The 13,246-nt window shown below is 37.7% G+C and carries 11 protein-coding genes; 8 read left to right on the top strand and 3 right to left on the bottom strand.

Translation table 11 applies throughout. The annotated features are described in order from the left end of the window. Together RI844_RS12640 and RI844_RS12645 are read left to right on the top strand one after the other, a co-directional pair. The gene (locus RI844_RS12640; protein WP_348395032.1) at positions 1-903 is read left to right on the top strand and encodes an HpcH/HpaI aldolase/citrate lyase family protein; all 903 of its coding nucleotides are present in this window, start codon (positions 1-3) and stop codon (positions 901-903) included. Between the two features lie 36 nt (positions 904-939). Continuing rightward, positions 940-2,019 (top strand): MaoC family dehydratase, encoded by a 1,080-nt coding sequence (locus tag RI844_RS12645; RefSeq protein ID WP_348395033.1) that lies wholly within the window; start codon positions 940-942, stop codon positions 2,017-2,019. Between the two features lie 628 nt (positions 2,020-2,647). Here RI844_RS12645 and RI844_RS12650 read toward each other — a convergent pair. Further along, positions 2,648-2,857, bottom strand: a complete 210-nt coding sequence (locus RI844_RS12650) for a cold-shock protein (RefSeq protein ID WP_348390208.1) — start codon at positions 2,855-2,857, stop codon at positions 2,648-2,650. A gap of 384 nt (positions 2,858-3,241) precedes the next feature. Here RI844_RS12650 and RI844_RS12655 point away from each other — a divergent pair, with 384 nt between their 5' ends. Continuing rightward, positions 3,242-3,694, top strand: coding sequence for a hypothetical protein (locus RI844_RS12655; protein WP_348395034.1), 453 nt, complete (start codon positions 3,242-3,244; stop codon positions 3,692-3,694). A 61-nt stretch (positions 3,695-3,755) separates the two neighbouring features. Here the strand turns inward: RI844_RS12655 and RI844_RS12660 are convergent, their stop codons facing one another. After that, positions 3,756-4,013: a CDGSH iron-sulfur domain-containing protein gene (locus RI844_RS12660; protein ID WP_348395035.1), complete on the bottom strand. Its 258-nt coding sequence runs from the start codon at positions 4,011-4,013 to the stop codon at positions 3,756-3,758. 212 nt (positions 4,014-4,225) lie between these two features. On the opposite strand from RI844_RS12660, the gene bluB reads away from it, so the two are divergent. After that, a complete protein-coding gene (gene bluB, locus RI844_RS12665) occupies positions 4,226-4,879 on the top strand; it encodes a 5,6-dimethylbenzimidazole synthase (RefSeq protein ID WP_348395036.1) in 654 nt (217 codons plus the stop codon). 383 nt (positions 4,880-5,262) lie between these two features. On the opposite strand, the gene RI844_RS12670 is transcribed toward bluB, so the two are convergent. Continuing rightward, positions 5,263-7,236 (bottom strand): alpha/beta hydrolase family protein, encoded by a 1,974-nt coding sequence (locus RI844_RS12670; protein ID WP_348395037.1) that lies wholly within the window; start codon positions 7,234-7,236, stop codon positions 5,263-5,265. A 279-nt stretch (positions 7,237-7,515) separates the two neighbouring features. Here RI844_RS12670 and RI844_RS12675 point away from each other — a divergent pair, with 279 nt between their 5' ends. The 4 genes from RI844_RS12675 (at position 7,516) to RI844_RS12690 (ending at position 13,103) form a co-directional block, all read left to right on the top strand. Beyond that, positions 7,516-8,913, top strand: a complete 1,398-nt coding sequence (locus RI844_RS12675; RefSeq protein WP_348395038.1) for a sodium/proline symporter — start codon at positions 7,516-7,518, stop codon at positions 8,911-8,913. A 13-nt stretch (positions 8,914-8,926) separates the two neighbouring features. Further along, on the top strand, positions 8,927-11,842 hold the full coding sequence (locus RI844_RS12680; protein ID WP_348395039.1) for an alkaline phosphatase family protein: 2,916 nt from the start codon (positions 8,927-8,929) through the stop codon (positions 11,840-11,842). A 96-nt stretch (positions 11,843-11,938) separates the two neighbouring features. Beyond that, complete coding sequence (locus RI844_RS12685) at positions 11,939-12,697, top strand: peptidylprolyl isomerase (protein ID WP_348395040.1); 759 nt, start codon at positions 11,939-11,941, stop codon at positions 12,695-12,697. A 28-nt stretch (positions 12,698-12,725) separates the two neighbouring features. Next, positions 12,726-13,103, top strand: a complete 378-nt coding sequence (locus tag RI844_RS12690; RefSeq protein WP_348395041.1) for a hypothetical protein — start codon at positions 12,726-12,728, stop codon at positions 13,101-13,103. The last annotated feature ends 143 nt before the right edge of the window (positions 13,104-13,246 follow it).

Consider the following 13,246-nt stretch of genomic DNA (forward strand, 5'->3'; position numbering starts at 1 on the left):
ATGAACTGCAAAACTCAAGAAAATTTTCGACCAAGACGCAGCGCATTATATGTTCCAGCACATCATGAGCAATACATTACGAAATCACGTGGCTTGTCTGCAGATGTAATTATTTTTGATTTACAAGAATCAGTTCCGCCTTCGCGTAAAGTAGAAGCAAGAGCACTATTGGTAGAACAATTAAAAAATAGTGATTTTGGTTACTCAGAAAGAATTGTTCGTGTTAATAAGCTTGATTCTCCTTGGGGTAAAGCTGATATAGCCGCTATTGCAGAGCTTGATATTGATGGTGTTTTGTTTCCAGATATTGAAAGCGGTGAAGAATTAACCTTAGCCATTGCCGCGTTAGACAATGCAAATGGTGAAAACAAATTAGTGATGGCTAATATTGAATCACCACTTGGCGTATTACGCGCGGAAGAAATTTGTGCTGCCAGCCCAAGATTAACAACCATAGTAATGGGCACAACTGATCTTGCTAATTCATTGCGGGTTAATGTAACGCTTGATCGACAAGGGTTATTAACCTACTTGTCAATGTGTATTTTGGCCGCTAGAGCGCACAACAAAAGCATCATAGATGGCCCACATTTTAACTTAAAAGATGTAGTTGCTTGTGAATATAGTTGTCGCCAAGCTCGTGATCTTGGGTTTGACGGTAAAGCAGTAATTCATCCAGTACAGTTAACGTATACCAATGATGCTTTAACGCCAAAAGGCGAAGATATTCGCAAAGCCAAGGGCATTATTTCAGCCATGGAACAAGCAAAATCTGATGGTCAAAGTGTTGCGGTGATCGATGATAGATTAATTGAACCATGCTTAGAACAATGGGCAAATCGAGTAATTTGTTTATACACAAAAGTGAACGAAATTGGTCAAGGTGAATTAACTTTAGGTTAATTGCTATTTAAAACAAGTAGTAAAGGTAAACGAGCAATGACAATACAAACAAACTATTTGCCAACACCGACAGGTCTTTATTTTGAAGATTTTGCTGTCGGCCAGCCTTTGGTTCATGGTGTGCCGCGCACTATTACTGAAGCAGACTGTACCCTTTATACGGCGCTAACTGGTTCTCGTTTTGCCTTGCATTGTGCCAAAACAGTCGCAAATGTTGTTGGCTTTGCCCAAATGCCAGTCGATAACTTTTTACTGTTTCACATAGCTTTTGGCAAAACTGTTAACGATGTATCATTAAATGCTGTGGCAAACCTTGGCTATGCCGAAGTTACTTTTAAGCGTCCAGCATTTGCTGGCGATACTATAAAAGTAGTCAGTGAGGTTATTGGTTTAAAAGAAAACTCTAATGGCAAAACCGGAGTGGTTTATGTGCACTCTACCGCGGTAAATCAAGATGACCATATCGTGCTTAGCTTTAAACGTTGGGTAATGGTTCATAAAAAAGATGTGCACACTAAATGCCCTGCACCGCAACTACCAGAGCTAGCGAGTGAGGTTACTGCAACACAGCAAGTAATTCCGGCTCAAATGAATCTTGCTGATTGGCCAGACTATGCCAGTGATTCACAGCTGAAGGCATCTGACTTTAATGTTGGCGATACCTATTTTCATCGCGACGGCATTACCATTAATGATTCCGATCATTCGCTAGCTACTCGTTTATACCAAAACAATGCACGAGTTCATTTTGATCAACACATGATGGACAATTCAAAGCACGGTAAACGGTTAGTGTATGGTGGCCACATAATTTCATTATGCAGAGCACTCAGCTATAACGGCTTAGGCAATGGTATTTGGTTGAGTGCTATCCATAGTGGCAGTCATTGCAACCCGTCATTCGCGGGTGACACCATATATGCACAAAGCAGTATTCTAGAGATCACTGACGTAGCTGAACGTGATGATTTAGCGTTAGTGAAAATCAATATGCTTGGTATAAAAAATAATAACCCTGAGCAAATGGAATATTTAACTCAAACTATTGATGGTAGAAAAAAATATCACTCGGATGTGGTACTGGATTTGGTGTTAACCATCATTATGGTTAAGTAATACCAATTTGATTATGTATGTGATCTACTTTTTCATGAGGAAAAATGGATAAATACAAGGCATAAAATTTAGTAAGTAGTTATTCGTTTTAACCATTAAAAATGAGCAGATATTTAATCAACTTGGTAAAAGTCTCCAGCAAATTTTAACAACTTAAAAGATGGCGTATAATATCCCAACCGTTATGCGTCATCGCCTTAAGGTAAGAAGTTATACAACTCGATTTCCCTCTTAAAATCAATAACATTCCATGCGCATTATACCATTCTGCATAAGGAATGAATCACTCAGCGATACTAAAAGAGTTTTAGGCAAGGCTTTCATTTTGTACTGTGGTTATTCCACTGAAAAAATGTTTAACGAAGCATAAAACTCTTTTAGCACCGCCCTTTGGGTGATTATCAAACCCACGATAACGGCCCAAAATTTAAAGAAGATAGAATAACTATCTGCTTCAAATTTTGATTGTTCTAGTGCGTTTGATAAGCACTGAGTTGACCATATACTTATGCAGATTGGTATTAAAGAATATGCTGAATAGCAGGCATAAAAAAAGCAAGACTAACAGCCTTGCTCTTTATTCTAAATTCTTAATGTTTTTGGTTGGTAAGCCAACCTAAACAATCAATTATAAAGGTTTGATGTTCTCTGCTTGAGGGCCTTTTTGACCTTCAGTTACAGTGAATTCAACTTTTTGACCTTCAGAAAGAGTCTTAAAACCGTCAGCAACGATTGCACGGAAGTGAGCAAAAACGTCAGGACCATTTTCTTGTTCGATAAAACCAAAACCTTTAGCTTCGTTGAACCATTTAACTGTACCAGTAGTAGTGTTAGACATAATAATATCCTATTTAATATAAAGTAATTTAAGCCTTTCTTATGAAAGACCAAGATGTTGGAAGCAAACTATCAAATATCAAACAGGAAGAAGTTTTAGAAAAACATCAACTTGGCGTACATAAATCAAGGTCGAACTTTCAAGCAAGGTGAATTATATACTAGTTTGATTTTTAAGCTAGCCCATTATTGTTATAAATTTGTTAATTTTTGTATTTAACTAAAAAAAATTACCAAATAAAGGTTAGTTTGAGTGCTCATTCGTCACTATATTAAGTTTGTCTCGCCTACTTACATCTCCCATGATACGGTTCATTCATTTAAATCGCCGATAAAATCAACTATTGCCACAACCACAATGTGGTGACAGATAATAGGGCAATACATGTATTCATTTAATGACTTAGATGACATCAACGAACAACTCATACCATTAAAGATAATGGCCGATAAAGAACTGGCTTCTGTGCGTGGTTTAAATGGGCTGGTTTTTACCCCCCATTTTGATGAGTATATGAAGGTCTGCATCAAAAAAGCCGAAATATTACGGTTTTTGAAAAACACTAACCTTATGCCTTTATCACCTGTTGAAGTTATTAGTGCAGATTTAGAGCAACTTTATAAACGAACACAAAACAATGCAGTGGTTGAATATAAAGGCAATAGCTATCAACGTCGCTTTACTCCATTGAAATTAAGTAAATCCGGTAAAAATGTGCAAAAGTGGGCCAAATTTTGGCTGTTGCAACAAGACAATGGCGATATAAATAGTGACTGGGAACAACAAATAAAAGAGATTTGGCCGCAATACTTTTTAATCCGCTCCATCTTAATATAGCAAAATCGTAAAGCCGAACGGGTTTAATCAAGTGCGAGCCTAACTTAAACCACATAAGTCTTTAGCCAATATCCGTATTACTAAATTTCTTGTGTGTACCATCACAAAATGGGGCGTTGGCCGTATGCTTGCACGCACAGAGAAAGGCATCACCATCCTCATTGGCACGAAACGCTTTCGGTTGAAATTCTGAGCCCTTATGTGAACCATCACAAAATGGTTGCTTGGCGGATTTACCACAAGTACAAAAAAAGTAATCTTTGTCTTTTATTAAAGTAACTTTCTTGGGCTTATTATCCGCAACTATTGGTTTGGTCATATCTGGCTCTATTTAATCTATATTCAACATCTATGTGTACTTAAGTATAGGTTTAAAATTGAAAACTTTTTTCAACCACACCAAATGTGAGAATCATAATCTGTCCTATGTTTGCTTTTTCTACTAAGCCAATACGTAGAAAACAGTTGGTTGTTGTCAGTAGATTTTATACTATCAACACATCTCTTTTACCTCGGTTAAGAATTCTCTAAATGCAAATTACCAATGATGAACGCGATGCCGTTTATAAAACCATATTCTCGCGCCGAGACGTACGAAGTGAGTTTAAGCCAGATGCAATTCCAGACGATGTATTAACTCGCATATTAACCGCGGCTCATCATGCACCCAGTGTTGGTTTTATGCAGCCTTGGGATTTCATTGTGGTTAAGAGCCAACAAACCAAAGCTAAAATAAAGGCAGGGTTTGATTTGGCGCATGCAGAATCAGCAGCAATGTTTAATGATGAAAAAATGTCAAAATACACAAAGCTGAAATTAGAAGGAATTTTAGAGTCTCCTATAGGAATTTGTGTTACCTGTGATAGAAGCCGCAATGGCCCGGTGGTAATTGGCCGCACAATAAACCCCGAGATGGATTTATACAGTACAGTTTGTGCAGTGCAAAACTTGTGGCTAGCGGCGCGCGCTGAAAACTTAGGAGTTGGTTGGGTAAGCATTGTCCACGACGATGTGCTCAAAGATGCCTTAAATATTCCTGACGACATTAGTATTGTTGCCTACTTGTGTATTGGCTACGTATCGCATTTTAATGATAAACCGGAATTAGAAAAATTAGGTTGGTTACCAAGGCGTAATATAGATGCTGCCGTTCATTTTGAAGGTTGGGGTAAAACAGCTAATTAAACGGCTTATACCAAGCGACATAAAATAATGATCACTCAGCGATAGATAAAAAGGGTTTAGGTAAGGCTTTCATTTTGAACTGTAGTTATTCTACTGAAAAAATGTTTAACGCAACTTAAACCCTTTTTAGCATCGGCCTTTGGCTGACTATCAAAGTCACTATAACTTCAGGAAATTTAAAGAAGATAGAATTATTATCTACTTCAAATTTCATTTGTTCTAGCACCTTTGATAGACACTGTGTAGACCATATATTTATGTCGTTTGGTATTAACTTGTCCTAATGAACAGCCACAATGCCTATTTGTACTCAATAAAATGTTTGCTGGCAAGTCATCAGCCAGCAAAGAATTTCATTAATTATTAGAGGCTAACGTTATAGATTAGCTACCTCCTAAATGTTTAGCCAAAAACTTGTCTACTTTTCGATAAAGGTTGTAAACATTTTCTTGTTCTCTAAAGCCATGTGCTTCATCTGGTTCAATTATTGATTCATATGGATAACCCATTTCATCAAGTTTTTCAGCAACCGCCTCATAATGGTTAATGGTTACGCGCTTATCCATACCACCATGAACAAAGAGTAACGCCGCTTTTAATTTATCTAAATGATAAATAGGCGATCTTGCTTTTACAAACTCCTCATCATAGGCATTCCAAGCTTCTTCTAAAAAACGTTTTCCACTGTCGCGAACTCTAAAATCAGTATTGTTCCTGAATATCTCAATATCATAGACACCTGCATATGGTACGGCACATTTATATAAATCGGGCTCCATCACCGCGCCCATTAACGATGCATAACCACCGTAACTAGCCCCATAAATACATATTTTATCTTTATCTACTATGCCCTGTTCGATCGCCCAATGTACTGAATCGGTGAGGTCATGCTGCATTTCTTTACCCATTTTCTTGTAACTATCATATAAAAACTTATCACCTCTGCCACCTGAACCACGGAAATTCACTTGCATTACCGCGTAACCGCGATTGGCAAAAAACTGAGCTTCTCGGTCATACCGCCATTTATCAAAAGGACCATATGGACCACCATGCACAACTTGCACTAAAGGTAAATTTTTAGTTTTTCCTTTTGGCAGAGTTAAATAACCGCGAATTTCCAAGCCGTCACGGGCAATAAAGCTGAATGGATTCATCTCTGTTAGCAGCTTTTCATCACGATCAGGAGAAGTATCTAATAAATAGGTTAAAGAGTTTTTCTTACGATCAAATAGATAATAGGTGCCAGAGTTTTTGTCACTGACTACCTTTACTAACGTAGTTTCTTTATTTTTTGTACTATTAACCAGTCTAACATTAGAGTTTGGAAATGCTGCTGCAATGCCTATTCGGAGTTTTACTTCTGGATTTTTGTAATCGAAGTATGTACTTTCAATTTTACCTGGCATACGTTTAATGCCTATCAGTTCAGGGGAGGTGTAATCGTGATTGTTTATATAAGATGATATCTCGGCATCCCCCTCTATTTTCAGAACTGTTTTATAAACTCTGGTTAAAGGGTTGTACAATACTATTTCATCATTTTTATGTATTAAAACTTCTGTATTGTCTTTGTTGAATCTAAGGATTTCAAAATTACTCCTTCCCTTTTTTCTAGTATCTTTATCAATTATCGTTTCATGCAGTTGCCAATCATCATCATGACTGTCGCGATATAAAACTTGTCTAGTAGATATATCTTCGTCGACATCATAATCACCTACAATTGAAAATCGCACAATATTATCATGATCCAATTCCATCGAGGCATTAGACTTATGTGCTTTTTTATATACTATTTGTTTACCAGTAAAAATGTTTAATTTATAAAGGGTTTGGAATGCACTATTTGAGATATAGGCTAGCACATGCTTATCATCATCAGGCAGCCTGTCAGCTAAGCTAAAGTTTCTAGGTCGATCAGCGGCTTTTCCAGGTCTAGGCGGTGTTGGCAGTAACTGCCGTTTTTTTGAACCATCGGCATTTACGGCAAATAGAAAACCTGTGCGTCTTGGCTCTAGGAGTGGACCAACACGAGTTACCATTTCGGCATAAGCACGTTCATCGGTTAACCAACCAATACTGCCAACATCTTTGTCATCACCAAAGTGACTTACCGATAATATTTTATTGGTTTTGGTTTCCATTATCGCTAATTTTTTCGAGCCTTTCATTTTTAAACGGGCAGCGATATATTTTCCTGTTGGAGATAACACCATGCGATCAAACTCTGAGAATTTAAAAAATGTTTCAACGGGTAATTTAGGAGCTATTTCTTCTTTAGCTATGGCAACTTGGGTAACTGAGCAGCAAACGATAAGGCTGTAACATAAGAGCGTTTTTGCGATGTTCATTTAAATCCTTTTCTACATTTCAAATGTATATGTTAATTGAGTTAAAGGTTATTAAGAAAACCCAACATGAAAACTATTTATAAATTAAAACCTGTAGTGCGACAATGGTATTGATATCTAATAATTCTTTAATTTCTATCGTTTTATTTATTATTGAATATAACCCTTCAAACTAAAGTCGAAAATACGGTTAAATTACTTTCTAAAGTGCAATTTCTAAGTAGTACTGATATTCTTTAGCGACAGTTTAAAATCAAAAATAACAATAATAAAATCTCTATGGATTACACAACTACCGTCCTCATCACTCTCGTTATCTACAAAATTGTCCTAATTGGCATAGGCTTTTATGCCAATAAAAAAACCAGTTCTACCGAAGATTATTTTATTGGAGGCCGAGGTTTAGGGCCTTGGGTGGCAGCGATTAGCTCAGCAGCCAGTGCATCATCAGCATGGACACTGCTTGGTATGAGTGGCGCAGCGTATGCAATGGGTTTACCAGCCATTTGGTTGGTACCGGCTGTAGTCAGTGGTTATATATTTAACTGGGCTTGGTTAGCCCCAAGACTGCAAAAAAAAGCAGAAGCAGAACAGTCAGTGACTTTAACTGAATTATTGGCTCATGGCAGTGGACAGTTTAAAAAACCCATTTTGTGGCTGTGTTCACTATGTATTGTTTTTGCATTTACCTTTTATGTTGCGGCACAATTTCAAGCGGCCGGTAATACGTTTGCCACTACTTTTGGTGTTTCAATGGAAAGTTCCATTGCTTTGGGCACAACTATCATTCTTATTTATACATTACTAGGTGGATTTTGGGCGGTCAGTATTACTGATACTTTGCAAGGTCTGCTAATGGCTGTTGCCGGAGTAATTTTACCGGTTGCAGGTTTGCTCGCTGTCGGCGGTTTTGCTGAATTATGGCAGCAAATGCAAATGGTTTATTCTGGTCCACAATTACAACTCACCGGTGAGCATTCCGGCTTTATAGCTCTGGCATTTATTATCGGTTTATTTGGCATTGGTTTAGGCCAACCCGGGCAACCTCATGTCGTCAACCGAATGATGGCTTTAAGAGATCAAAAATCAGTAGCACAGGCAAAAATTATCGCCATTGGCTGGGCTGCTATTGTAGTTGGCGGAATGTTGATAGTTGGCTGGTGTGCCAAAGTGCTAATTGAGCCAGTTGCAAATAACGAGCAAGCCTTATTAGAGGTTACCAATGTATTATTTCCTCCAGTAATTGCCGGTATTATGATTGCAGCGATTTTGTCAGCAATTATGTCAACAGCCGATAGCCAATTATTGGTTTCAGCTTCGGCAATCTCTTACGATATTGGTGATGATAAAAATCATAAAAACAGTTTGTTATATTCACGTTTAACTGTCGTGATTATGTGCGTCATTTCAATGCTAATTGCCATCTACATCCCCAAAGATATATTTACTCGCGTGTTATTTGCCTGGAATGCGTTAGGCGCAGCATTTGGGCCTTTATTAATTGTGAAAGTCATTAGTAAGTCTGTAGAGGGTAAGTATGCTTTTGCTGCGATATTTACCGGTTTTACTTTGTCGGTAATATTAAGTTTATTTCCGTCTGCACCTGGAGATTTTTTAGAGCGCATAATTCCATTCGTATTAGCATTCATTCTCGCTTGGTTAGGTCGAAATAAATAACGTTGTGTAGATTATGATCACTAAAATAAAATTGTTACTTGCTGGCGCATTACTCTCAACATCATTAGCATATGCGGCTGTAGATGAAATACCGGTTGTAGGCGCCATTTATAACAGTTCATTAGTGGTTAAAGAACATATTGTAAAAGATATAAGTTTATCTACGGTTATTGCCCGTGACGCGTCGATATACACTTTTGCAGGATTAACGTTAGATGCTTATATTTTAACCTTACCGTTAAAAACTAAAGTTAAAAAAAATGTCATCAAACGCCTGGCCTATCCTGAATATTCGATTACCTTAGGCAGGTTTCTTTACCACTTTTATCAACGTTATACAGGAAGCAGCAACGTTGAATTATTTAATGACTATATTCAGTCGGTTTATAGCGAAGCCGAAATGGCTCAATATCAACACTCACTGTTTAGCAGTATTGAAAAAACAGCTGTTATTAAGCCTGAGCAAGAGCAAGAAAGCATTGTTAATGATGAGCTCATTGCTGCGCTAGTCACTATCTACGATATCCTCTTCAATAATGATGACTGGCAACTAGGCAAAAAATTGCCCGATAGTTATCAATACATAACAAACAGTCCTAAAGATTTAAAAATAGTTAATAAAATTCAACCAATAATTATTAGCTTAATGGCTAAGTATAATCAGTCGTTACCAGCGGGCGATTTCAAATCGGCCATTAATGCCATAATTAACGATGCCAAGCCTGAGTTTATTAATACAGTAAATAATAAAGCACAAGCTATAACAGTTACGTTAATTGATTTCATTCGCCTTAATACCCTGAAAAGTTATCGACAATTTTCCCTAAAACAGCAAAGAATAGATGCTTTTGACCGCTGGATGATTAAGCAATTTAAACATCAACCTGATAATTTAATTGAATTCTTAAATGCTCAAAACCAAAAACGCTATGGCGTACAAATTGTTGTAGATGGGCTACAACAAGGGTTAGTAAAAGCGTTAGTGAAGGAACAACGCGGCCCGTTTATAAATCAGGTACAGAGCAATTTAAAGCAAAGTAAGCAATATCAACCTAAGTTTGAACCAACATTTCCGCCTGAACATAATCAACAATTAGACTACCTAAACTCCCTTTCATCAGGTAAAGACAGTGATAGTAATTACTTACCTTTTTTCAAATCTTTATATCAACAGCATGCCGCCAATATCGCAGAGTTTGGCATATCATCAACACCTACAATCAGTGTCCGAAATTTACCTGTTGTATTAACAGGTGCCAAAGTTGCAGGCCAAGGTGGTACCGGTATTCCTAATTTTCATTTTGTCGATCGGACCAAAGACCGGGCCTATTACTTTTTTGGTAACGATGCGCTGCAACTGGACAAGTTAATTGCGGAAAACCAAGTACAAACCATGTTTGACCGGTTAAATTATTTAAAAACGTTGAATTGTAATGGTCAATACGATTGGAACGCCCATGTAAGTTACGACGGACTAGTCAATTTGGCCGCGGGGGAGTTTAAGCGTGACTATGGCGAGCAACGTTGCTTACGTGAACTTGGCCAAAGAGCCAAGGTAGAACAACAAGTGTTTGCTGCGCGGAATGAATTGATTAAACTTATCGGAGAATATCAGAAAATTAGCGCTTGGATGTTTTTAAGCAAGATCACCAAAAAACAACTGGTGAAAGAAAAAATTCACTTACTCGCAAAACTTGCTGAAGATGGCATGCCAGATTTTGTGTCAATGTATATTCCTTGGCCCGATCATTTTGCTCACTTTAAAGGGCCATTTAGTGATGAAATTATTGCTCCAACCGGCGAATTAAATCGTCTTGATTATTGGTTAACACAGTTGCAAAAAACCTATAAACGGGCCGGCGTATACAATAAAACCCTTTGGGGAATGGCTGGCGATCATGGCTTGGCACAAGTGTTTTATACCTTAAACCCTGAGCAACAAGTACTTAATAACCTAGAAAAAGAATTAAATGTTTCTTTGAATATAGTCAAAATTTCCAGTGATGAAGGTGAAGGCCCGAAAATTACCAATGCGATAAATTACCCAAGTTCGAAAAACGTTGACGTGGTAGTAGCATCTACTGCTGGTGGTAATTACATGATGGACTTTTTCAATTCGAGTAAAGGTTGGCAGCAGCAGCCTCTGTACAGCGAATTACAACAGTGGCAACCAATAAGCACCTCAACTATTGCACCAATAGCTATGATTAGCGAAATAAGTAACCGTTTAAAAGAAAGCCTTGATTATTTAGCGGTGCGCGAACAGCAATGTGATTTAAGCCAATGTAAAATCAGAATTGTTGGTCATCGTAATAACAAGCGATTGGACGAAATAATTATTCGTGAAGATGATCGAGTGTTCTATGGTTTTGCTGACAACCTGCTTGAAATGTCTGTTCAGACATTGCCGCAGCTGCTAGATATTCAGCAGCAAAATCCATATACAAAAGCACTCACCAGGATTGAACAGGCTGAGAAACAACAACTACTTAAGCAATGCTTAATTTCTGCTAACCAACATAACAGTGACTCTTGGTGTACGTCCAGTCAATGGCGCCAACTCACCAGACTTAGCCCAAGACCCGATTCAGTTAATCAACTAGCCCATATCTATGATGAAGATAGAGCCGGTACCGTCAATTTATTTCCCCAAGAAGGCATTGGTTACAACACCTCAGTACCTGGACGTCATGCCGGTGAACACTATTTAGAAAAAGATGCGTTTATCGGCTTTTGGGGTACGCCCATTACCAGCAGAAAACAAATTACCACAGCGGAAAATGGCTCACTGGCTCCCACTATTTTTGAATACTTAAGTGGTAATAAAGTGCAAGCCGGTGAAAATGGCTGGGGGTTCCCTTCGCTGTTGCCGCAATTAATACCTGCACAACTTCCCTCTTCGCAACAAGTGTCAAGAACAGTGAACTAGTATCATATAGGTCAGAGCAAACTTTAACGGCTCTGACCTTTGATTTAAGATGGATATAGTTTAAGCTGCATGTTCATTTAAATTGAGTAGTAAAAAATGATGAAATTTATAAACCTTTCTTTGACCACAAGCTTTTTTGTCGGCTTGTTAACTCTAAGCATGCCAAGCAATGCAACCATTGTTTTATTTGAAACTAATATGGGTGATTTTGAAGTAAATCTTCTGGATAACGATACCCCTAAAACCGTTGCTAATTTTTTAAAATATGTCGAAGCTAAAGGTTACAGCAATGCGATAGTTCATCGCTCTATGCCAGGCTTTATCACCCAAGGTGGTGGTTTTACTTACAATACTGAAACCACAGCAGTAGAAGATGCAATGTTATTTGCCAGCGTAGTTAATGAACCTGTGTTTTCTAATGTTCGCGGCACCATCGCGATGGCTAAAAAAGGAACTGATGAGAACAGCGCAACTAATCAGTGGTTTTTCAATGGTGCTGACAACGCAGCAAATCTAGATAATCAAAATGGTGGTTTTACTGTATTTGGTGTAGTTACTGGCGATGGCATGGAAATTATTGATGCTATCAATGACCTACCTACATATTCAATTCAGGGATTGTCAGCATTTACCGATACACCATTACAAACAGAGCCAACAGGTAATGGTATTACCGATGAGCATTATGTGATTATTGAATCAATTACCGTTGTTAATGCTAATCAAGATACACAACCTGCATTGCCGCCTTTATCAACAGCTAAAGAAGAGGATGATTCTGATTCATCTGGTGGCAGCAATGGTTTATACATGCTTGGTTTATTAGCCCTTGTTAGATTATTCCGTCGCAGCTAATTCTGTCAGGTTTAACTAAGCAAGTATTATGAAGTTAAGAGTATTTATTTTTAAAGCGCCTTTTCGGGTTGTTCGAATCCAAAGAAGGCGCAGTGTTTATCGATTTAAACGACAAATGCTTACTCTAAAAATAGCTCTAAGCCAAGAAAAGCAAGAAACCAAAGAAATGTTGGCGATATATAAAAAGTATACTCGCCGCCAAGCATCGCCAGATGAAATGAACATGGCTAACAAGCAATTTATCGATTTGTTAAAAGGCTTAGGGCTTGGTGTTTTCGCTGTATTGCCATTCGCACCAATTACCATCCCGGTAATGATAAAGTTGAGTCGTTTAGTTGGCGTTGAAATACTGCCAAGTTCATTTAGCTCTGAGAATAAAATCAAGAAACAAAGTAACAGAATTTAAAAAGGACGCTTAGCGTCCTTTCATATCAATTCTCTTAATTAAATGTTCAACTTTTTCATGAGGAAAAATGGATAAATACAAGGCATGAAATTTAGTAAGTAGTTATTCTACTTATAAATTTTATAACGTAGTAGTTATTCATT

Origin of the sequence: Thalassotalea fonticola, from assembly GCF_032911225.1 — a bacterium.
GTDB lineage: Bacteria > Pseudomonadota > Gammaproteobacteria > Enterobacterales > Alteromonadaceae > Thalassotalea_A > Thalassotalea_A fonticola.